The sequence below is a fragment of the Tardiphaga robiniae genome, from assembly GCF_001618955.1.
Lineage (GTDB): Bacteria > Pseudomonadota > Alphaproteobacteria > Rhizobiales > Xanthobacteraceae > Tardiphaga > Tardiphaga robiniae_A.
On sequence record NZ_LVYV01000001.1, the window covers coordinates 493,715 to 514,531 of the forward strand.

Sequence of the window (20,817 nt, forward strand, 5' to 3'; positions counted from 1 at the left end):
ATCACACCAGCGGGTTGAACGAAGTTTTCAGCAGAGTGCGCTGATCGATCTTGAATTTGTCGGCGAGCCAGTCGGCCAGCACTTCCTGGCCAATGGTGGGATTGTCGTGCTGGCAATGTTCGGCGCCGGTCTCGTCCGGCTCAAGCACGCGCAATGTCGCATCAACACCATTGGCAATCGCATGGTCATAGGTCGAGCGCGCCGCGGTGACCGTGAGCACGTCGTGGCCGCCATGCAGCACCAGATAGGGGCATTTCATATGTTCGAGATGGCCCTTCAGCGTAAAGGGCTTCATCAGCTCATGAGCCTCCTTCATGGTCTTGGCGCCAAATACCCAGCGGATATGCATCGCCAGACCGAAGTCGTCGCCCTTCTGGCCCCACATGTCATGCACCGACCAGACAGCCCCGTGCGAGATCACCGCCGCGAGGCGATGCTCGTAACAGCCGGCGCGCGCGGCGTAGTAACCGCCCATGCTGGAGCCGCAGACCGCGATGCGCGAGCTATCGACATCGGCGCGCTTTTCGAGCCAGTCGATACATTTGCCGACCGGCACTTCCGTATCGGCGCGGGTTGCAAGTCCGTGGCGGCGCAAGGTACCGCCCTGCCCGGGCAGATCGACCATCAGCACCGAGATGCCGCGCTGCAGGCAACCATGGGCCTGCATGAACCACATCTCGTCCTTGATGGAGTCGAGACCGCCCATGCAGATCAGCACCGGCAGCTTGTCTCCCGGAAATGGCGCACGGATGAAGTAGCCGCAGATCGGCTTGCCCGTCTCATAGGGGATCTCAACCACTTCGCCGGGCGGATTGAGATAGGAAATGAACTTATGCGAGCAGGCCTCCATCTTCTCGAAGGTCGGCAGCCGCCGCGGGTCGGTCGGCTCGAGATGGAATTCTGCCTGGCGGTAGTAGTCGGCGGCCCGCAGGAAGCAGTTCATCGCCGTGCGGATGTGGCCGAGCTTTTCTTCGGAAAGGCCGCGCTGCCAGTTGGCATCCGCGATCACCATCCACTCTTTATGCCAGCTTTCGAGGTCGCCCGGGATCATCCGCGAACCGGCCAGCATCACCTCGGACACGCTGCCGCCGCCCTCCTGGGTCTCACCGAGACCGCGGCGGAATTGATAGGCAAGCCAGGGATGCTCGGGCCAGTGATGCCAGCCAAACGGCTCATAATGCGGGGTGCGATCCGCCGTGATCTCCTCGATGGCGTTTTCGCCGATCAACTTCCCTGCCGCCATGAGACGCGTACCGCCTGCTTCTTGTGAACGTGACCGCATCATTGCGGGTTCGGGTCACGAGTCAATCCGAATTACATACACTTTTTCCGATGCTCATCATTTCCGCGAACTGCCTCGCCTTTATGCGCGATATTTATGCAGCTAAACCGTGTTTTTTGGTATGCTGAGTAGTAAAGACCCGCCACACTCGGATTTAATTGTATTCACTTTGCTGCGGAGCACCACCGATGCCCGACTCATCCCTCTCGCCGCTGCCTGAAGCTACTGGCCCTGGCCGCGTCGCCAACCGGTCGCTGTCGGTGACGGATCAGATTCGCGACGCGATTCTGGATGGCACGGTCAGCGCAGGCGAACGGATCAACGAAGTTCGTTTCAGCAAGACGCTGGAGGTCTCGCGGACCCCCGTCCGGGCCGCCTTGCAGGCACTGGCCGGCGAAGGGCTGCTCGACTACGCCCCCAATCGCGGCTTTACCGTTCGGGAATTCCCGCTCTCCGCCATCGTCGATGCTTATGAAATTCGCGCATCGCTGGAAGGCGTGGCCGCACGCTTCGCCGCCGAACGTGGACTGAGCGCCGAGGAGCGCGCCATCATCGAGGAAAGCCTTGTCGCCGGCGATAAACTGCTGGCGCGCGGTGAGTTTGCGGAAGGCGATCTCACCATCTATCGCGGCATCAATGGCGACTTCCACGACACCCTGCTGGGCGCCGCCCGTAACCGCATGCTGGCGGAGATGATCCGGATCTGCCACCACGTGCCGATGTCATCGAGCCGCAACATCGTCGCCTTCGAGCATCGCGACGTGCGCCGGCGTCATGATGATCACCACCGGATCTACGACGCCATTATGGCCCGCGAGCCCTGGCGCGCGGAGGTACTGATGCGCGAACACGTCTCCGGCGTGAAATCCTCGCTGGTCAAATCGCTGATCGAGCGCGGCGAGCAGGCCGATATCGTCCATGGTTCGGCGGCGGGATAGGCCGCCGGCGGCGTGTCGACATCGTCGTGATGGCGCAGCGTCTTAACCTATCGTTCACCGAAGTTCGTAACGGCGTGTTGGCGGTCCCCCGGTACAAAACTACGCATGGGGCAAAACGACGCAAAGTCGGGGAAACGGTCTGATGGCGCTGGCGGCCTTGCTGGCTTCGCCGCGCTGCGCCGTTTCCGATTTCAAGGCGGGCCGATCCAGGGCCTCATCCTGTGCGGCTGCCTGCTGATTACCGCCATCGCCATCGGCACGGCCTACGTCACCGTCCATTTCAGAGACCGCGCCATCGAGAGCAAGAAGCGCGAACTGGACAACACGGTTCTGCTGGTCGCACGACACTTCGACCAGCAGTTCGGAGATCTGCAGGGCATCCAGAACGACGTCATCACCTATATGAAGTCGGCCAACATCCAGAACAGCGCCGCCTATCAGCATCTGATGTCGGGGATCGACGTCCACCGCATGCTACGCACCAAGCTCAGCAGCCTGCCCTATGTCGGCGGCATCAACCTGTTCGATTCCGAGGGCAAGCTGCTCAACTCATCGGAAACCTGGCCGGTGCCCGCCATCGACATTGCCGACCGTCGGCATTTCCAGACGCTGCAGGCCGACAACGGGCCCACGGTCGTATTGGCCGAACCCGTCATCAGCAGGGTGACCGGTGCATGGACCGCCGTGTTTTCGCGCAAGCTGATCGGACGCCATGGCGAATTCATGGGCATCATCAGCCGCGGCGTCGAGCCGGTTCACTTCGAGAGCTTCTTCGCATCCCTCGCGCTCGAAAAAGACGCCAAGATCTTGATGATCCACCGCAACGGCACCGTGCTTGCTCGCTATCCGCAGAACGAGACCGTGATCGGCCAGAACCTCAGCAACAGCTCAGTCTTCAAGGACCTCTGGTCGACGGGCGGAACCTCGACGGGGCACTATATCAGCCCCATCGACGGGGAAGACGAATTGGGCTCCGCAAGGCGCCTCGCGGCGGCTCCCGTGATGATCGTCGCGACCACCAGCATGCCCGCGGCCCTGCATGACTGGCGCGAGCAGACCAAATATCAAATCATCGGTGCGACACTTGCCGCATTGGTGATCCTGGCGACGCTGTTCCTGATCGTCCGGCAGCTGAACCGCCAGCACCGCTCGGCCGAACGGATGCTGGCGCAAAAATCGACACATCTCGATACTGCAATCAACAACATGACGCAGGGCCTGCTGTTGTTCGATGCCTATGGCCGGCTGGTCGTCTGCAATCGGCGCTTCATCGACATGTTCGGACTATCCGACAGGATCGTGAAACCAGGCTGCTATTTCCGCGACCTCATCCAGCATCGCAAGGACAACGGAACCTTCATCGGCGATGTCGACGAATACTGCACGTCGTTCTTGCGAAGCGTTGCTGAAGGCCCTGTCCACGATACGCTACTGACCACGCCGGATGGTCGTTCGATCCAGATCCTCGTTCAGAGATCGGGGGACGGCGGCTGGGCCTCGACGCTCGAGGACATCACCGATCGCAAACGTTCGGAAGAGCGCATCGCCCATCTTGCACATTACGACGCTCTGACAGATCTCCCCAATCGGGTAATGTTCCGTGAGCGCCTCGAAGCGGAAATCGCAACGCTGCATGACGGCGCGCGATTTGCGATTCTCTATATCGATATCGATGAGTTCAAGAGCGTCAATGACACGCTCGGTCATGCGATCGGCGACGAACTTCTGAAAATCGTGGCCACGCGACTGCGCAGCTGTATCGGTAATGCGGGCTTTGTCGCGCGACTTGGCGGCGACGAATTCGCCATCGTGCATACGGGAATTGCCCGCCGCAGCGATGTCACCCATCTGGTGGAGCCGCTCTATGACGCCATCCGGCAGCCCTATGAATGCCTTGGTCACCAGATCACGACCGATGCCAGCATCGGAATCGCTGTAGCTCCCGATGACGGCTCCGATCTCGACGAATTGCTGAGACATGCCGACCTCGCAATGTATAGCGCCAAGGCCGCTGGACGGCGCACCTTTCGCTTCTTCGAGCCTGCCATGGATGAAGACGCAAGGGCGCGACGCGCGCTGGAGCAGGATCTGCGGAAGGCGCTCGCGGAAGACGGACTCGAGGTTCACTATCAACCCGTCATCGATATCGCCAGCAATGAGATCACTGGTTGCGAAGCGTTGCTACGCTGGCGACATCCGGTTCGCGGCATGATTTCGCCGGCAGATTTCATTCCGATCGCCGAAGAAACCGGCCTGATTACGGAACTCGGCAATTGGGTATTGCGAACGGCATGCGCTGAGGCGGCCTCCTGGCCGGCGCCGATCAAGCTCGCTGTCAATGTATCGCCGATTCAATTCACGACGCAGACCCTGGCCTTGAATGTCACTCGAGCCCTCGTGGCAGCAAACTTGCCGGCTCACCGGCTCGAACTTGAGGTCACCGAAACAGTGCTGATCCGCGATGACGAGATGGCGCTCGCGATCCTCCATCAGCTCCGCGGCATCGGTGTCGGGATCGCGCTGGACGATTTCGGGACCGGCTATTCGTCGCTCAGCTATCTGCAGCGATTCCCGTTCGACAAGGTCAAGATCGACCGCAGTTTCATCCGTGACATCGTAGCGCCCGGCGGATCGTCATCGATCGTACAGGCGGTTGTAACCATCGCGGCCGCCCGCAACATGATCACCACGGCGGAGGGCGTTGAGACAGCCGATCAACTCGACGCACTGCGTATGCTCGGCTGTACCCAGATGCAGGGTTTTCTTTTCAGTGCCGCCAAGCCGTCACGAGAGATTCGCGCCATGCTCCAGAAGCGCGAGATCGCCGTCGCCTGACACCGGCAGGTCTGAGGTTGTCGCGAAAATGGCCTGTTTTGGATTAAACAGGAAGGAAAGCTGGCGATCCCGGCATGACTCGAACATGCGACCTACGGTTTAGGAAACCGTCGCTCTATCCGGCTGAGCTACGGGACCGCGATCCCGATCAGGAACACCGGGCATGGACAGTTCCATACCAGAGCCGTTCGATCATCGCTACCCGTTGGCAGTTCAAATAGGACGGGGCCGGAACCGGCGTCACATGCCCTCAAAAGATCGGGACATCTATCGCGGAACGTCTCGGACCGCCCATCGTTGGCTGGTTGTCATAATAACGATGGAGAATCCCCGCATGACAAAGATGAAACTTCTTGCTGCTGCTGCCGTGGTCTCTGGCTTGATCGCTACGCCAGTGATGGCAAAGGATCCGATGAATCGCCGGGCACAGGCCACGCAGGAATATCGCGCCAGCACGGTCGATGGCGGGTATCGTGATTCGGGCTTCTGGCCGGGTGACGTTGCGGCAGGCGTGGTTGGCGGTGCCGTCGGTGTAGCGGGTGCGGCTGTGGGCACCGCCGGGGCCATCGCAACTGCGCCGTTCCGGAACAGCTACAATTCCTATGATGGCTACAATGGCGTCCCGCGCGATTCCTACGCACAGCGCATGGGCTTCGTTTGTCAGCCGGGAACCTGGTTCCGCGGCGAGGATGGCCGACGACACATCTGCCAGTAATACAACTGACATCTGAGAAAAAGGGCGGCCCAAAGAACCGCCCCTTTTCGTGTCTGTTATCGGATAGAGTCCCGGCGCACAAAACGAAACGACTGCACCGCTCCATCGGACGCGAGCCATCGCTTTGCGAACTACGTGTGGTCCCGTGTAGGTGATTGCGCGTCGAGTAGCAGCGCGATCCGAAAACTACTGTCAAGAATGACTCAAAACTCTGAGGTCATCAATTTCAGTGATATGAGAACAGCAACAGATCTCTACCTGAAAACACTTCCACATCAGCACTGTATCGCGAAATAACGCCGGTTTGCTTACCGCATGACCACACTGATGCAGTCATGTTGCAGTTGTTCCAAAAGCGGGGAGAAGTAACACATCCGAGGTTGAAAAATGGCCCACAAATGGCGAGAATTGGGTTTGTTATCTACATCGGAACCCACGTGGCTCATTTGTCCGCATACAAGTCACTCATATTTGCGCTACTGACGACCGCATCACTCTCCGGTCTCGCGTTGATGTCTTCGCCTGCTCGTGCGCAATGGTGGACTGCCGCGCCTGCGGACTATGAAGATTGCGCCGAGCGCATCGAAAAATCGACGGCTTCGAAAGACGCCAAGGCTGTGGCGCTGTCGGATTGCGAAAGCAAGTTCGCGGGACGGCGCAAGCGCGGTGGCGGCTATACGTATCACGATTTCATGCAGAACCGCAGCTTCGATATCGCCGGCCCGAACCCAACCACGGCCGAGCAGAAGGCGATCGACGAGCAGTACAAGACCTATCTGGACAATCAGCGCCGCAGCGTCATCGTCGCGGCCTTCGCTGAAAAGCAGCGCGAGGCGCAAACCCAGGCTGCGCTCGAAACGGACTTTCGGCAGACCGCGGAAACCCCAAGCGACGTGAAACCTGTCGTGCTACCTAGGCCTCGGCCCAAAGTGCGCGCCAAGGAGCCGGACTGCGCGATCGAGCCGCTTACCTGCGGGTGGTCCAAATTGTCATCGGGGTTGAAAGACATCAAGGACGCGCTGTTCGGCACGCCCGCGCCGGCCAAGACCAAGCGCACTTGAGCCATAGCAACCCGTCAAGTATCAATCCGTGATGACCATCGCCCAGAACATCCGGTAGGGCGACTTAGGATTGGTGACGTAAGCGACGCCGACCTTGCGTGCGCCGGACATGAGCAGGTTCTCGCGATGACCTGGGCTCTCTTCCCATTGCTTCAACGTTTCGGGAAATGTCAGGAAGCCCGCCGCGATATTCTCTGCTGCTTTGGATTTGCGGAGCTTCCCCACACGTGCGGAGAAAACACCGCCGACATCGTGGCTGACCTTGCCACTGGATGACATCGCCTGCGCCTGAGCAAGCGCGACCGCGTTCAGTTTACTGTCCAGCGTGACAGAGGAGAGCTTGTGCGCTCGGCGAAAGGCACTGATCTGGCTCGCATAATCCGCCGCTCTGGTCTCGACAATGGTTGCCGCGATCAACGCACTACAGAGCACAAACAACCTCAGGGGGCGGTAGGTCATGACAATCGCTTCACGGGCGGCTTGCGGGCATGGGCAGGCGCCTGCACTTCAGCCGTGCTCGGCAAGCCGGGCATCATACCCCGGCGACGGGGTGACCGTTGGAGGGACCGCAAATGCAGGTGCGATGGCACCGATGCTTAATATAGCCATGGCCACAGCGATAGCGGCGAAGGATCTCCACTCCAAGACCTTCAAAAGCGGGGTTCGCATCGATCGCTCCATGCAAGAAAACGGCCTGAAGCGCTAACGCGCTTCAGGCCGGCTTCGTTCAGTACGGAAGCTTACTTCTTGGCCTTCTTGACCTTCGCAGTCTTGCTCACCTTGGCGGCCTTCGTGGCAACTTTCTTCGCCTTGCGGCGGCGATGACCGAGCGGAATGCCGAGCTTGATGGCTTTCTGACGCAGCGAACCACCGGTGCGCTTCATCTCCTTGGAAATCTTCTCGAGCGGGGTCTGGGCCTTCGAATGCGCCTTCAGGATCTTCACGTCTTCCTTGGTGTACTCGCGACGGACGAGTTTCTTTTTCGCTTTCTTGGCCATTGTAGCTCCGATTGTTAGTTGAATAATTCGACCGGCACACGCTTTGCCGATGATATGAAAGGATCAAACGCCCGGCCCGGCGCGCGAAGCGCGAACCACCGTCAAATCACGCGGTCTTCTATACTAAAGATGTCGCGAATGACATAGCCCCTGATGTCACATCATGATGTCTAGTATTGAACCAGCCGTACTCCTGCGAGCCTTCTTCACGACGCGAACTGCTACTCGTCTGCGAATAACGGGCTAAAAGACTCTTTACATCTCATTTACTGAGAATTCACCGACGCGTATTCGCAATTGATATTTAACGGATAATCATTGGCTTGATGCGAATGCAACGGATAATGGTACCATCGCATTGACCGGCAGACGCAATTGGAGCATTCGGATAGTTGAGTCCGCCGATAGTAGCCAAAACGAATAGTAACATTCTCGTAATGATAGCGCCGAGGGCGGTCCAACACTCCCTTCGACTCAATCAATGTCACGTTCACTGCGAATCTGATCTGGCGTGAGTGCGGGCGCCCCCCTGCCTGACGTCTCTGCGTGCTTGATCAGTGTCATCACGCGCAGCGATAGCGGAGCCGTGATCTGATATTTCGCTGCCAACTCAACGATGACACCCTGCAAATAGTCAATCTCGGTGCGTCGATCGCGCTGCAGATCCTCCCACATGGACGAGCGCGCATTTGCGTCGATCTTCATCGTCCGCCCGAGCAGCATATTGAACAGGCCGTCAGGCAACCGCAGCAAATGCGGCGTTAGCCGCGCAGGGATCGGCGTCGCCGAGATGGGCTTGATACCGGCGACTTTCAGAACGGCCAGGCCTTCCGCCATTTGATCGGCGAATAACGAGCGCCACGCGCGCTGTGCAAGCTGCGACCGCAGCGGTGTATCCGACAGCGCATTGAGCGCGTTGTTCAAATTGACCAGCAGCTTACCCCACTGGACACCGACGATATCGTCGCTCGCAAGGACGGCAAGATGCGGCACGGATAGCGCCGAAGCGGTATCGGCCCCATCGCGTTCGACGACGATGTTTCCGGACGTTGCGCGGTGAACATGACCATCGCCCTTTGCGATGACATTAAATGGCACCATTCCGCCGAGGATGCGGCGCCCGGGCAGAGCTGCGCGGAGGACCCCAACATTGCCGACGCCGTTCTGCAGGCTGACGACGATCGCGTCTTTCGCAGCATGATCCGCGATCAGCCTCGCCATCTCCGCCGTATCGCCACTCTTGACCGCGACCAGAATGATCTTCGCCTCACTCATGATGGCGGCGGGGTCATCCGACAGCCGCAGCTGACCGGGGGCGAGACATTGATCGAGGCCCTCGAAGCTCGTCAGCCTCAGGCCGTACGTCTCGATGCTTTTCACGATGCGCTGCCGCGCCAGCATCGCGACGTCGCGGCCGGCTGCGGCCAGGATGCCACCCACGAAACAGCCGATACTGCCGGCGCCGGCGATACAAATGGGTCGCGTTTCGATCACGTCATCTCCCGTTCATCCAGCATCCGTTACTAGCAAAATGCCGCAACGCTGCCTATCGGCGGAACCGACACGCCTTGTAGGCGTCATACCGCGCAGCTATGCTTTCGCCGGGCTGGCAGAACAGGAGATGATCATGGGTTTGCTCGACATTCTGAATGGCATGGCCAACGGGCCGCGTGGCCCCAGCGATCCCAACGACAAGAGCGGCGGCATGTCGCCGATGACGATGGCGATCCTCGCGCTGCTCGCCTACAAGGGCTACAAGCACTTCACTGGTAGCCAACCGGCGGCACAGGGGCACTCGCAAGAAATCCCGCCGCCGAATACAACACAGGCCAGCGCGCAAGATAGCGGCCTCGGTGGTATGCTTGGCGGCCTCCTCGGCGGAAATTCTGGCAGTGCAGCAGGCGGCGGTGGCCTGGGGGACCTTCTGAAGGGCCCGCTCGGCGGTCTGTTGGCGGGCGGTGCCGCCGGCAGCGTGCTCAGCGGTGGCCTCGGCGACCTGCTCAAGCAGTTCCAGCAGAACGGCCATGGCGACGCCGCGGATTCCTGGGTCAGTTCCGGCCCGAACAAGCAGATCTCGCCTAACGATCTCGGTGCCGCACTTGGCGCCGATCAGATCGCGCAACTGACGTCGCGCACCGGCATGTCACGTGAACAGCTTCTCTCCGAGCTGAGCAACGAGCTGCCCGATGCCGTTAATCAGTTCACACCGCATGGCCGGCTACCCACGGAAGACGAAGTTAAGTCCAGCTGGGTTTAACGCGCACTTGAAAGAGGGGATATTGCTATGATCTGGATTCTCGTTGTGGGCTTTATCGCTGGCATTATCGCCCGCCTTCTGTCGCCAGGACCTAACAATCCCAGCGGCTTCATCCTGACCACTATCCTGGGTATTGCCGGCGCATTCCTGGCGACATTCATCGGCCAGCAGATCGGCCATTACGGCCCGAACCAGGGTGCCGGCTTCATCACTGCCACGATCGGCGCCTTGGTGGTGCTGTTCATCTGGAACAGGCTGGTCGCCCGCAACGTGATTTCGGATCCGGGCAGTCGCTGATCTGCGAGCAATCGAGAATGAAAAAGCCTCGGGCATCACCCGAGGCTTTTTTGCTGTTTGACGCAGGCTTCCGATCAGGCCAGCAGATGCATGCCGGCATCCATTCGCACCAATTCGCCCGTCATGTTGCTCGACGGCGGCGTGGCGAGGAAACAGATCAGGGCAGCGACGTCCTCCGCGGTCGAGGCCACCTTCAGCGGAACCCGCGCGATCACGGCATCGCGAACTTTGGCAGCGCCTTCCGCACCGCGTCCCTTGGTGAACCATGGCGTATCGATATAGCCAGGGCAGACCGTATTGACGCGGATCAGCGGAGCCAATGCACGGCCAAGCGACAGCGTCATCGAATTCAGCGCGCCCTTGCTGGCGGCATAGGCGACTGACGAACCGCCGCCTGTGATACCGGCCATCGACGAGACATTGACGACGGCCGAGGCGCGACCCGACGCCTTGGCGCCGGCTTCGAGCAAGGTGCGCGCCGCACGCACCATCTGATAGGGCCCGATCGTGTTGACCGCGTAGATGCGCTGGAAATCTTCCGCTGACAGGCCATCGAGATCGTGATGCGGCACATGCTTGGTCATGCCGGCGTTGTTGATCAGCGCATCGATCCGCCCCCAGTGCTGGGCAGCCGCGACGATGTTCCTGCAATCGTCGTCCTTCGATACATCGCCTTGAACCACGATGACTTCGGTTGCACCCGCATCGCGGCACAGCTCGGCAGTGGCTTCAGCTTCCTTCTGACTCGACGAATAGTTGATGACAATACGGGCGCCGTCCTTGGCGAGAATGGCCGCGGTCGCAGCACCAAGCCCCGATGCCGCCCCTGTAATCACGACGCACAAACCGTCACTTGCCATCTGCATTTCCTCTGCTTGTTCTGATGCTGATGCGATCTACCATAATGCGGCCGCGCTGGTATACAACGCGGCACAAGTTCACCTTGCGGAATTAAATTGCGCTGCTCCAACACATCATGCCGCCACCGCAGGCCCCTCTGCGGCCAGCCCGCTTGTCTTCCTTCCGCCTTTTCCGCATCATGAATGCAAGAAAAGTGGCAGCGCCCATGCCCGGCATTTCCTGCCGAATGAGATGCGCTAGCACACGGGGAACGCCTTGACGGACGCAGACAATATCGTTGCGGAAACCGCGGAACGTATTTTCGCCGATCTCGCTGACGCACAGACCATCAATCGCGACAAGAACGGCAGCTGGAAAGCGCCGCTCTGGCAGGCACTGACCGATGCAGGCCTGCCGCTCTCATGGGTGCCTGAAGAGTGCGACGGCTCCGGCACCAGCATGGCCGAAGGTTTCAGCGTCCTCAGCGTCGCCGGTCGCGCTGGCGTTGCGGTGCCGCTGGCCGAGACCATGCTGGCCGGCTGGCTGCTCGCGCAGGCCCAGATCAAATCGCCCGAAGGCATGATGACCGTCGCGCCGGCAAGCCCGCGCGATCGCCTCACGCTCAACGCGGATGGTACAATCACCGGCCGCGCACGCGGCGTGCCGTTCGCGACGGATGCGAAACACATCGCCGTCGTGGCCTCCGGCTTCGGCGGCGCCTCTATTGCGCTGGTGGACGCCAGCGCCTGCCGGATTGAGGCTGGGCTCGGTCTCGCCGATGATCCGTCCGACACGGTGCATTTCGACACTGTGAAGCCGATCACCCTTCAATCTGCACCATCGGGCTTCGATCAGAACGCGCTGTTGCTGATGGGCGCACTCGTGCGCAGCCAGCAGATTGCCGGTGCACTGGAAACCATGCTCGGCATCAGCGTGAACTATTCCGGCGAGCGCGTGGCGTTCGAGAAGAAGATCTCGAAATTCCAGGCGGTACAGCACAATCTGGCGAAGCTCGCGGGCGAGACCTCCGCGGCCCTCGCCGCAGCCAGCTCCGCGGCTGACGCCTTCTCCAGCGGCGCGCCGCTCGATGACGCGCTCTTCCTCGAGGCCGCCGCCGCAAAGATCCGTTGCTCCGAGGCCGCCGAAAAGGGCGCCGCCATCGCGCATCAGGTCCTTGGTGCCATCGGCTTCACGCAGGAACACATCCTGCATCGCTACACGCTGCGCGCATTGGCATGGCGCGACGATTTCGGCAGCGAGAGCTACTGGGCGGTCGAACTCGGCAAACTGGTCGCCGCGCGCGGTGCCGACGAGCTGTGGCCACTGGTTGCGTCGCGCTGATCGAACACAAGAAACGAGATCTTTCACATGACTGCAGCCCTTCGTTTCGATCCGATCCGCCTGCCGGCCGAATGCGAGCAACTGCGCAAGGAAGTTCGCGCGTTCCTCGCCGAGGAGATTGCCGCTGGCACTTTCGATCCGCACAAGCCTCAGCGCGAGGACTCGGACAATCCCGAATTCAGCAAACGCGTTGGTGAGCGCGGCTGGCTCGGCATGACCTGGCCCAAGAAATATGGCGGCCACGAGCGCTCGTTCCTCGAACGCTACGTTGTTACCGAGGAGATGCGCGTTGCCAACGCGCCGGTGCGCCGCTTTTTCGTCGCCGACCGCCAGAGCGGCCCGGTGCTGCTGAAATACGCCCCCGAGCACATCAAGATGGACATCCTGCCGCGCATCTGCCGCGGCGAGGTCTGTTTCTCCATCGGCATGAGCGAACCGAATTCCGGCTCCGATCTGTTCGCCGCCAAGACCAAGGCCACCAAGACGAACGGCGGCTGGCTGATCAATGGCAGCAAGATCTGGACGACCTCGGCGCATATGGCCGACTACATGATCGCGATCTTCCGGACGTCGCCGCCGACCAAGGAAAATCGCCGCCACGGGCTGACGCAGTTTCTGGTCAATATGAAGAAGCCCGGGATCACGGTAAACCCGATCGCGCAGATCACCGGCCAGTACGAATTCAACGAAGTCGTCTTCACCGATCACTTCGTACCGGACGACCACATGCTGGGCGAGATCGACAGCGCTTGGAAACAGGCCACCAGCGAGCTCGCTTATGAGCGATCCGGCCCCGAACGTTTCCTTGAGACCTATTACGTGCTGACCGAACTGGTCCGCGCCGTCGGCCCGAAGCCTGACACCCGCAGCGCCGAAGGCATTGGCCGTCTCGTCGCCCAACTCCACACCATGAGGCGCATGTCGGTGTCGGTGGCTGGCATGCTGCAGGCCGGCAAGGAGCCGGTGGTGGAAGCGTCCATCGTCAAGGATATCGGCACGATCTGGGAGCAACAGTTGCCTCATCGCGTGCGCGAACTCGCAGCCTTCGTCGACGACAGCGCGTCCAATCACGCCACGCTGGACGAGATGCTGGGCTTCGCGATCAAGACGGCGCCAAAATTGACCATTCAGGGCGGCACCACCGAAGTCCTGCGCGGCATCATCGCGCGCGGGCTTGGTCTGCGCTGAAACTCGTCGTTCCGGGGCGCGCGTGCATCTTCGCGCGGGCGAACCCGGAACCTCGACATGATTGAACACATAAAGATTCCGGGTTCGCGTCCGCCAAGTGGCGTACGCGCCCCGGAAAGACGACGAGGAACGAGGAAACAAATGACCACCTACAAAGACATCGCCGTCGAGACCCGCGGCCACATTGCGATCATCGAGATTCGCAAGCCACCTCTGAACTTCTTCGACATCCTGCTGATCCAGCAGATCGCCAACGCGCTGGACGAGATCGATGCCAATCTCGAAATCCGCGCGACGGTTCTGTGCGCGCAGGGCAAGGCGTTCTGCGCCGGCGCCGATTTCAGCGATCCCAACCGCAAGGAAACCGAGGCAGCCGCCAAGAGCGGCGACCCCGCGGACAATCTCGGCTCCATCGGCCATCTCTATATGGAAGCCGTCCGCATCTTCCGCGCCAAGAAGCCAATCGTTGCGGCCGTCCAGGGCGCCGCCATCGGCGGCGGCCTCGGCCTCGCGGTCTCCGCGGATTTCCGCGTCGCCTGCCCGGAAACCCGTTTCGCGGCGAACTTCACCCGCCTCGGCTTCCATCCCGGCTTCGGCTTGACCGTGTCTCTGACCGAGCTTATCGGCAAGAACAATGCGGAACTGATGTTCTACACCAGCCGCCGCGTCGGCGGTGAGGAAGCGCTGAAGATGGGCCTCGCCAACGTGCTGGTGCCGCAGGCCGAGGTGCGCGACGCCGCCATCAAGCTCGCCGAGGAAATCGCCGAGAACTCGCCGCTCGGCCTGCTGTCGACCCGCGCCACTATGCGCAACGGCCTCGCCGACCGCGTCGCCAAGGCGACCGAGCACGAACTCGCCGAACAGACGCGCCTGCGTAAGACAGAAGATTTCAAGGAAGGCGTTGCGGCGACTGCCGAACGCCGGGTGCCGAACTTCAAGGGGCGCTAAGTCCCCGTCGGGTTTGTTTTTTCAAACCTCACTATGAAATGGCCGGGTTCGCCCGGCCATTTTTATTTGACGGCCGCGCTAACCCTTCCGCACCACCAGCGCATCGACGATGGTGACTCCCTCACTCGCGGGATGCACGAGCACGGGATTGAGTTCGATCTCCGCGATTTCGCCCTCGAACTGCGCCGCAAGCTGTGAGATCTGCGCAATCAGCGCCGCTGCCGCTGAAACGTCTGCCTTCGGCGTCCCGCGAAAGCCATTCAGCAACGGCGCGGCCTTGAGTGCGCCTAGCATGGAAGCAGCCTCGTCGGCACTCACTGGCGCCGGACGATAGACCACGTCCTTGAACAATTCCGCCGTCACTCCACCAAGGCCGACCATCACCATCGGCCCAAAGGTCTCGTCCAGTAGTGTGCCCACGATGATCTCGACACCCTTCCTGGCCATCGGCGAAACAAGCACGCCCTGCAGCGCGGCCTGCGGTCGGTGCTGCCGGGCGCTGGCGATCAGCGCGTCATAGGCAGCTGCGGCTTCATTCTTCGTCGTGATGTCGACCCTGACGCCGCCGACCTCGCTCTTATGCGGAATGTCGCGCGACTGGATTTTCATCACCAGCGGGAAGCCGATCTTGGCAATCGCTGCATCTAGCGCCGATTTGTCGGTGACAAGAACCTCGCCTGGCAGCGCGACACCGGCAATCTGCAACAGCGTCTTGCTGTCATACTCGGAGAGCGTCGGCGCGGTCAGATGCTCAGCCAGATCGTTCGGCGCAGCCGCGACCGTGGCGACCGGTTCAACCAGATTGAACCTGGCGTGATCGACAAGTCGCCGGAACGCGACGCTGACATGCGTGAGGCCGGATAACACGACCACACCGGATTCGGCGAGACCGGTGCGCGCGAAGTTCGACGACAGCGTATAGGACCAGAACACGATCGGTTTGTTCTGCGCAGCAATGACGGGCTTCAGCTCCGGCGTCTTGAACGGCATCCGCGTCTCGCTCGACAGCGAGATGACCACCAGGATTGCATCGACCTCGTCAGACCTGTCGAGCAGTTCAATGGTCTTTTGCAGCCCGCCGCTGTGCACCGCCTGGGCCGTGATATCGATCGGATTGCACGGCGACCCGTAGGACGGGATCAGCCCGCGAATCGTCGCCTGAACGCCGTCCGACAATTCGGGCACCTGCAGCCCCTGCGTCGACACGGCATCAGCGCCCCAGATGCCTGCGCCGCCCGAGACGGTGACGACAGCGACGCGATCGCCCTTCGGCAGCGGCGACGTGGTCAGCACGGCGGCGATGGTCACCGCTTCGTCGAGATCGTTGGAGACGATGAAGCCATAGCGCGCGAACACCGCATCATAGGCGGCCGTCCAGCCCGCCATGCTGGCGGTATGCGAGGCTGCTGCGCGCTCGCCAGCACCGGAGCGGCCGACCTTTACAACGATGACGGGTTTGCCGAGCTCCGCCGCCTTGCGAGCCGCGGCGAGAAATTTGTCGACGTCGCGAATGCCCTCGATGAACAGCAGGATCACGTCGGTTGCCGTATCCTGCACCATGTAGTCGAAGAATTCGCCGGCACCGAGATCGGACTCGTTGCCGGTCGAGATCACGGTGCTCAGGGCAATGCCGAGCGACTTGGCGCGGTTATAGATCGCAAAGCCGATACCGCCGGATTGCGCGACGATTCCGATCCGCTTCGTGGTAGCGACCAACCGCGGCTGATCCGGCTTTACATCGACGGTCGGGCTGAAGGTAGCGGCAATGCCGGCAATCTGGTTGTAATACCCTTCGGCGTTCGGTCCGGATATGCGCATTCCCGTGCGTTGCGCCAGCGCCGCAATGGCATCCTGCATGGCGATGGAATCGCCGCCTTCCTCGGCAAAGCCGGAGGAGATGATGATCGCGTGCTTGACGCCGAGCGTCGCGCAGTCCTCAAGCGCGCCGAGCACGACGCGCGCAGGAATGATCACGATGGCGAGATCGATCGGCTGCCCGATGGCTGCGATGGTCGGATGGCACGTCAGCCCATCGATATCCGGATAGTTCGGATTGACTGGATAGATCGCGCCGGAGAACTGGTTCTTGCGGAGAAAGGAGAGGAGCAGGCCCGGGATCTTCGTGACATCGCGGGAGGCGCCAATAATGGCGATGCTGGATGGATTGAAGAACGAGTCCAGCGGATGCGGACGTGTCACAGTCATGGCGTTTCTCGTTTATTGTTGTTGCCGTAGCGTTTCCGAGCGAAGTGGATACCGGTTCGCATGAAGGAAACGCATCAGAACAAGAAGGGATCGTGCGGCGATTGCCGCGATCACGCAACGACGCGAAACGTGACCCCGGCCAGCAGAAATGCATCCCCGGCGCAAGGACAGCCCCGCGCCCGTGCACTGCCGAGCACCTGCGCGACGTCGTTGACGCGAAAGGTGAGCCCGGTCATTGCCTCGGTCTTGCCCTTGGCGAAGCGCAAACAGCCGTTCGTGAACGCGATCTGCGGATCGTCGTTGCGGGCCGAGGTCAGCGGCACGCCGATGATATTGCTCCAGTGCTGTGCCAGATCGTAATGGTCCGGACTCTGCAGCTCGACCTCGGTCAGCGCGCGCGTGATGTCGTGGCGGATCGCCTCCTGCCAGTCCGGGCCGGCCGGCGGATACGGCCCGAAATCGTCATCGCTGTCTTTGGTGTGATTGAACTCGATGAAGGCAGCCCGGCAATCGCGTGGATGCAATTGCACGCCGTGATAGGGCGGATGATCGATCACATTGGCGGTGCGCACGCCGATGCTGGCGGCGAAGCGCCCGCGCTCGTCAGGATCCTCGCAGGACAGGATCACCATATAGCCGCCGCGACCGCCGGATTTCTCCATGAATCGCCCGGCCGCCGTGCCCGGCTGCGTCGGCGCGACCACTTCGAGCAACGTCGCCTCAACCGGCATCAGTGCATTTTCGAGGCCGTATTTGCCGACATGGGGGTCGCGGTAGCAGATATCGAGGCCGAGAATGGCCGCGATATCGCTCACCACTGGCTCCAGATGCGGAGCGACCAGACAAACTTGCCGCAACCGCATCTGGCTCATGGTCATTGCCCCTTGAAGACCGGCTTGCGCTTCTCGACGAAGGCTTGGGCGGCCTCCTTGTGATCGTCGGTGTCGCTGCAGCGGGTGTGATGGATCGACTCGGCGTCGAAGCAGGCTTCGAGCGTCATCGTCTCGGCATTGTTGATGTTGGTCTTGATGTAGCCGTAGGTGATGCTCGGGCCCTGTGCGAGTGACATTGCCAGGTCGCGTGCCGCTGTCTCCACCGCGGCGTCATCGACGACCTTCGTCACCATGCCGAGCGCCAGCGCTTCCTGTGCGGAGAGCACCGGCGACATCAGATAGAGCTCGCGTGCCTTGGCGCTGCCGAGCATCTTGGTCAGAAAATAGGTGCCGCCATAATCGCCGGAGAAGCCAACCTTGGCGAAAGCCGTGGTGATCTTCACCGAGCTTGCGGCGACGCGCAGATCGCAAGACAGCGCGATGGAGAGGCCAGCGCCCGCGGCAGCGCCGTCCAGCTGCGCCACCACCGGCTTCGCCATCTGGTGCAGGATGCGCGATACTTCCATGCCGCGGCGCAGGTTGGCGCGCTTGGCTTCGAACGGCAGCGGCGCGCGTCCAGCCGCCATCGACCTGACGTCGCCGCCGACGCAGAAGGTACCGCCCGCGCCCTTGATGAGGACAGCGCGGACGTCGTGATCTTCCTGCGCGCGGCGGGCCGCCGCGACCAGGCCCTGTGTCATCTCCGGATTGAGCGCATTGCGCCGATCCGGACGATTCATGGTGATGGTCAGAAGACCGTTGTCGAGGTCCTGCAGGACGATGTCGCTCATTGAGTGCGCTCCTTGTTGTTGTTCTTGATCGTCCGGCAAGCTTCAGGCCCCGACGATTACTTTTTCACCAGCGGGCAGCGCGAGGCTTCCAGCGGCTGGAATGCTTGCTCTGCGGGAACGGTTGCCAGCAGCTTGTAGTCGTCCCAGCGGCCCTTGGATTCCGACGGCTTCTTCACCTCGAACAGGTACATGTCATGCACCATGCGGCCGTCCTCGCGAATCCGGCCGTTCTTGGCAAACATGTCGTTGATCGGCGTCTCCTTCATGAGTTTCATGACCGGAGCCGAGTCCGTGGTGCCGGCAGCCTTCACAGCCTTGAGATAATGCAGAACCGATGAATAGACGCCGGCCTGGGCCGAGGTCGGTACGCGCTTGGTGCGCTCCTGGAAGCGCTTGGTGAACGCGCGCGTCTCGTCATTGAGATCCCAGTAGAACGCTTCCGCCAGGATCAGGCCCTGTGCAGTATCAAGACCGACACTGTCGATATCGGAAATGAAGGCCAGCAGCGGCGACAACTTCTGGCCACCGCTGCGGGTCAGGCCGAATTCGGCCGCCTGCTTGATCGCGGTGATGGTGTCACCGCCGGCATTGGCGAGGCCGACGACCTTGGCTTTGGAGCTCTGCGCCTGCAGCAGGAAGGACGAGAAGTCCGACGTATTCAGCGGGTGCTTCACCGATCCCAGCACCTTGCCGCCAGCCTTGGTGACGACGGCCGTGGTGTCCTTTTCGAGATCCTGACCGAACGCATAGTCCGCCGACAGGAAGAACCAGGTATCGAGGCCGTTCTTCACGGTGGCGAGGCCGGTCACATTGGCCTGCGCATAGGTGTCGAACACGTAATGCACCGTATAGGGGCCGCAGGCCTCGTTGCTGAGGCGGATCGAGCCCGGGCCGTTGAAGATGATGATCTTGTTGCGCGCGCGCGCGATTTCACTCGCAGCCAGCGCGGTCGCGGATGCCGCAACGTCGATGATCGCCTCGACGCCCTGATTGTCGAGCATGTCGCGCGCAATGTTGGCGGACAGATCAGCCTTGTTGAGATGGTCGGCAGCAATGATCTCGATCTTGCGGCCCAGTACTTCACCGCCGAAATCTTCCGCAGCCATCTTGGCAGCTGTCTCGCTGCCGACGCCGGTGATATCGGCATACAGGCCCGACATATCGAGAATGGCGCCGAGCTTCAGCGGCTTGGTCTGCGCCATGGCGCTTGTTGCCGCGAACGCCATTGCTGACGCCAGCAGACCTGAAATGATCTTCTTCAAAAGTCCCTCCCTCAGACGCGCCGTTGTTATTGTTCGTGCGCGGTGTTGTTGTTATCGCGATCATGCCGCAATGGAACAACAGCGGCAAGCGGCGACGCTGCCAAGAATAGCTGCAAAGACACGCAGGTTTTCCGCAAAGCGGAATGGATTGCTTGCTATGATCGACGAGAGGTTGACCGGAGCTCGCAAGGTGGCGTGATGCGTGCCGCATCTGCAAAGTGTGACGTGTCGCATGCCGCAACGCTGTTGCTGGCAGTGATCGGCATTTCAACATCCGCGCAATCTGCATCGGCCGCCTGCATGTTCGCCGCGCAGGGCGAAGGTCGTGTCGCCGACGTGATCGATGTCAGAACATTGCGTTTGAGCGACGGCAACGTGATCCGTCTGGCGGGGATCGAGCCGATCGCAAACTCATCAAGGCCGACGAATGATCTCTTCGCATTGATTGCCGGCCGTGATGTCACCTTGTACGGCGAAAGCGACATGCCGGATCGCTACGGCCGACAACCGGCTTTTGTCTTCGTCGATCCCGCTGCGCCGTCGCTCCAGGCGCAGCTTCTGGCACAGGGCGCCGCCCTCGCCTCCGGCACGGTTTCGGATAAAGCCTGTGCAGCGGAACTCGCCGCCGCGGAAGGCGCGGCCCGCCGGCTGAAGCGCGGAATCTGGGCTCAGACCAACGTCATAAAAAACGCGGAAAGTCCCGGCGATATCTTGGCCGATGTGGGGCGTTTCGGGGTGGTCGAGGGGCGGGTTCTGTCGGTTCGTCAGGCTGGGACGGTGACCTACGTCAATTTTGGGCGTCGCTGGACTGAGGACTTTGCGGTGACCGTTTCAAGGCGCATGATGGCCGCCTTCGAGACGGCAGGAATTATGCTTAAGTCCCTGGAAAGACGACATATTCGCGTTCGGGGATGGATCGAGAGGCGCGGCGGGCCGCGGATCGAGGCGCTCGGGGTGTGGCAGATCGAAGTGGTCGGGGACAAGTAG

Annotated in this window: 19 protein-coding genes and 1 tRNA gene; 10 read left to right on the top strand and 10 right to left on the bottom strand. The window is 61.1% G+C overall.

Annotation, left to right across the window (positions count from 1 at the left end):
• Window position 1: 1 nt before the first annotated feature.
• Window positions 2-1,243 (bottom strand): alpha/beta hydrolase family protein, encoded by a 1,242-nt coding sequence (locus tag A4A58_RS02375; protein WP_068729448.1) that lies wholly within the window; start codon window positions 1,241-1,243, stop codon window positions 2-4.
• A 227-nt stretch (window positions 1,244-1,470) separates the two neighbouring features.
• Here A4A58_RS02375 and A4A58_RS02380 point away from each other — a divergent pair, with 227 nt between their 5' ends.
• Together A4A58_RS02380 and A4A58_RS02385 are read left to right on the top strand one after the other, a co-directional pair.
• Window positions 1,471-2,220, top strand: coding sequence for a GntR family transcriptional regulator (locus A4A58_RS02380; protein ID WP_068729450.1), 750 nt, complete (start codon window positions 1,471-1,473; stop codon window positions 2,218-2,220).
• A gap of 105 nt (window positions 2,221-2,325) precedes the next feature.
• Entirely contained in the window at window positions 2,326-5,055 is a 2,730-nt protein-coding gene (locus A4A58_RS02385; RefSeq protein WP_081421665.1) for a bifunctional diguanylate cyclase/phosphodiesterase, read from the top strand.
• 61 nt (window positions 5,056-5,116) lie between these two features.
• On the opposite strand, the gene A4A58_RS02390 is transcribed toward A4A58_RS02385, so the two are convergent.
• Window positions 5,117-5,193 (bottom strand) — tRNA-Arg (locus tag A4A58_RS02390).
• 196 nt (window positions 5,194-5,389) lie between these two features.
• Between A4A58_RS02390 and A4A58_RS02395 the strand changes: the two genes are divergently transcribed.
• Both A4A58_RS02395 and A4A58_RS02400 read left to right on the top strand, forming a co-directional pair.
• On the top strand, window positions 5,390-5,770 hold the full coding sequence (locus A4A58_RS02395) for a hypothetical protein (protein WP_081421723.1): 381 nt from the start codon (window positions 5,390-5,392) through the stop codon (window positions 5,768-5,770).
• Window positions 5,771-6,105: 335 nt separating this feature from the next.
• Window positions 6,106-6,831 carry a hypothetical protein gene (locus tag A4A58_RS02400; protein WP_244499632.1) on the top strand — a complete coding sequence of 242 codons (726 nt, stop codon included), beginning with the start codon at window positions 6,106-6,108 and terminating at the stop codon, window positions 6,829-6,831.
• 21 nt (window positions 6,832-6,852) lie between these two features.
• Here A4A58_RS02400 and A4A58_RS02405 read toward each other — a convergent pair whose 3' ends face one another.
• From A4A58_RS02405 to A4A58_RS02415, 3 genes are all read right to left on the bottom strand, one after another.
• Window positions 6,853-7,290, bottom strand: a complete 438-nt coding sequence (locus A4A58_RS02405; protein ID WP_081421666.1) for a CAP domain-containing protein — start codon at window positions 7,288-7,290, stop codon at window positions 6,853-6,855.
• Window positions 7,291-7,571: 281 nt separating this feature from the next.
• On the bottom strand, window positions 7,572-7,829 hold the full coding sequence (locus A4A58_RS02410) for a hypothetical protein (RefSeq protein WP_244499633.1): 258 nt from the start codon (window positions 7,827-7,829) through the stop codon (window positions 7,572-7,574).
• Between the two features lie 474 nt (window positions 7,830-8,303).
• Window positions 8,304-9,323, bottom strand: coding sequence for a 2-dehydropantoate 2-reductase (locus tag A4A58_RS02415; protein ID WP_068729453.1), 1,020 nt, complete (start codon window positions 9,321-9,323; stop codon window positions 8,304-8,306).
• Window positions 9,324-9,456: 133 nt separating this feature from the next.
• Here A4A58_RS02415 and A4A58_RS02420 point away from each other — a divergent pair, with 133 nt between their 5' ends.
• Window positions 9,457-10,086, top strand: coding sequence for a YidB family protein (locus tag A4A58_RS02420; protein WP_068730395.1), 630 nt, complete (start codon window positions 9,457-9,459; stop codon window positions 10,084-10,086).
• Window positions 10,087-10,113: 27 nt separating this feature from the next.
• Window positions 10,114-10,383: a GlsB/YeaQ/YmgE family stress response membrane protein gene (locus A4A58_RS02425; RefSeq protein ID WP_068729455.1), complete on the top strand. Its 270-nt coding sequence runs from the start codon at window positions 10,114-10,116 to the stop codon at window positions 10,381-10,383.
• A gap of 74 nt (window positions 10,384-10,457) precedes the next feature.
• Here the strand turns inward: A4A58_RS02425 and A4A58_RS02430 are convergent, their stop codons facing one another.
• Window positions 10,458-11,243: an SDR family NAD(P)-dependent oxidoreductase gene (locus A4A58_RS02430; protein WP_068730396.1), complete on the bottom strand. Its 786-nt coding sequence runs from the start codon at window positions 11,241-11,243 to the stop codon at window positions 10,458-10,460.
• A gap of 256 nt (window positions 11,244-11,499) precedes the next feature.
• Here A4A58_RS02430 and A4A58_RS02435 point away from each other — a divergent pair, with 256 nt between their 5' ends.
• The 3 genes from A4A58_RS02435 to A4A58_RS02445 all read left to right on the top strand — a co-directional run bounded on the left by A4A58_RS02435 (window position 11,500) and on the right by A4A58_RS02445 (window position 14,700).
• Window positions 11,500-12,564, top strand: a complete 1,065-nt coding sequence (locus A4A58_RS02435) for an acyl-CoA dehydrogenase family protein (protein ID WP_068729457.1) — start codon at window positions 11,500-11,502, stop codon at window positions 12,562-12,564.
• A gap of 27 nt (window positions 12,565-12,591) precedes the next feature.
• Window positions 12,592-13,752: an acyl-CoA dehydrogenase family protein gene (locus A4A58_RS02440; RefSeq protein ID WP_068729459.1), complete on the top strand. Its 1,161-nt coding sequence runs from the start codon at window positions 12,592-12,594 to the stop codon at window positions 13,750-13,752.
• Window positions 13,753-13,893: 141 nt separating this feature from the next.
• Entirely contained in the window at window positions 13,894-14,700 is an 807-nt protein-coding gene (locus tag A4A58_RS02445; protein ID WP_068729461.1) for an enoyl-CoA hydratase/isomerase family protein, read from the top strand.
• A gap of 78 nt (window positions 14,701-14,778) precedes the next feature.
• Here the strand turns inward: A4A58_RS02445 and A4A58_RS02450 are convergent, their stop codons facing one another.
• The 4 genes from A4A58_RS02450 to A4A58_RS02465 form a co-directional block, all read right to left on the bottom strand.
• Complete coding sequence (locus tag A4A58_RS02450) at window positions 14,779-16,905, bottom strand: acetate--CoA ligase family protein (RefSeq protein WP_068729463.1); 2,127 nt, start codon at window positions 16,903-16,905, stop codon at window positions 14,779-14,781.
• 110 nt (window positions 16,906-17,015) lie between these two features.
• A complete protein-coding gene (locus tag A4A58_RS02455; protein ID WP_433993601.1) occupies window positions 17,016-17,777 on the bottom strand; it encodes a hypothetical protein in 762 nt (253 codons plus the stop codon).
• 2 nt (window positions 17,778-17,779) lie between these two features.
• Complete coding sequence (locus tag A4A58_RS02460) at window positions 17,780-18,568, bottom strand: enoyl-CoA hydratase (RefSeq protein WP_068729467.1); 789 nt, start codon at window positions 18,566-18,568, stop codon at window positions 17,780-17,782.
• Window positions 18,569-18,624: 56 nt separating this feature from the next.
• Window positions 18,625-19,830, bottom strand: coding sequence for an ABC transporter substrate-binding protein (locus tag A4A58_RS02465; protein ID WP_068729468.1), 1,206 nt, complete (start codon window positions 19,828-19,830; stop codon window positions 18,625-18,627).
• A 198-nt stretch (window positions 19,831-20,028) separates the two neighbouring features.
• Between A4A58_RS02465 and A4A58_RS02470 the strand changes: the two genes are divergently transcribed.
• Entirely contained in the window at window positions 20,029-20,817 is a 789-nt protein-coding gene (locus A4A58_RS02470; RefSeq protein ID WP_081421724.1) for a thermonuclease family protein, read from the top strand.

What these genes read in the sequence shown, in the direction of transcription:
- A4A58_RS02460 (WP_068729467.1), bottom strand. Translation starts at nt 18,568, where the DNA reads ATGAGCGACATCGTCCTGCAGGACCTCGACAACGGTCTTCTGACCATC.
- A4A58_RS02375 (WP_068729448.1), bottom strand. Translation starts at nt 1,243, where the DNA reads ATGGCGGCAGGGAAGTTGATCGGCGAAAACGCCATCGAGGAGATCACG.
- A4A58_RS02430 (WP_068730396.1), bottom strand. Translation starts at nt 11,243, where the DNA reads ATGGCAAGTGACGGTTTGTGCGTCGTGATTACAGGGGCGGCATCGGGG.
- A4A58_RS02440 (WP_068729459.1), top strand. Translation starts at nt 12,592, where the DNA reads ATGACTGCAGCCCTTCGTTTCGATCCGATCCGCCTGCCGGCCGAATGC.
- A4A58_RS02395 (WP_081421723.1), top strand. Translation starts at nt 5,390, where the DNA reads ATGACAAAGATGAAACTTCTTGCTGCTGCTGCCGTGGTCTCTGGCTTG.
- A4A58_RS02410 (WP_244499633.1), bottom strand. Translation starts at nt 7,829, where the DNA reads ATGGCCAAGAAAGCGAAAAAGAAACTCGTCCGTCGCGAGTACACCAAG.
- A4A58_RS02470 (WP_081421724.1), top strand. Translation starts at nt 20,029, where the DNA reads ATGCGTGCCGCATCTGCAAAGTGTGACGTGTCGCATGCCGCAACGCTG.
- A4A58_RS02405 (WP_081421666.1), bottom strand. Translation starts at nt 7,290, where the DNA reads ATGACCTACCGCCCCCTGAGGTTGTTTGTGCTCTGTAGTGCGTTGATC.
- A4A58_RS02445 (WP_068729461.1), top strand. Translation starts at nt 13,894, where the DNA reads ATGACCACCTACAAAGACATCGCCGTCGAGACCCGCGGCCACATTGCG.
- A4A58_RS02450 (WP_068729463.1), bottom strand. Translation starts at nt 16,905, where the DNA reads ATGACTGTGACACGTCCGCATCCGCTGGACTCGTTCTTCAATCCATCC.
- A4A58_RS02420 (WP_068730395.1), top strand. Translation starts at nt 9,457, where the DNA reads ATGGGTTTGCTCGACATTCTGAATGGCATGGCCAACGGGCCGCGTGGC.
- A4A58_RS02455 (WP_433993601.1), bottom strand. Translation starts at nt 17,777, where the DNA reads ATGAGCCAGATGCGGTTGCGGCAAGTTTGTCTGGTCGCTCCGCATCTG.
- A4A58_RS02385 (WP_081421665.1), top strand. Translation starts at nt 2,326, where the DNA reads ATGGGGCAAAACGACGCAAAGTCGGGGAAACGGTCTGATGGCGCTGGC.
- A4A58_RS02380 (WP_068729450.1), top strand. Translation starts at nt 1,471, where the DNA reads ATGCCCGACTCATCCCTCTCGCCGCTGCCTGAAGCTACTGGCCCTGGC.
- A4A58_RS02400 (WP_244499632.1), top strand. Translation starts at nt 6,106, where the DNA reads ATGTTGCAGTTGTTCCAAAAGCGGGGAGAAGTAACACATCCGAGGTTG.
- A4A58_RS02425 (WP_068729455.1), top strand. Translation starts at nt 10,114, where the DNA reads ATGATCTGGATTCTCGTTGTGGGCTTTATCGCTGGCATTATCGCCCGC.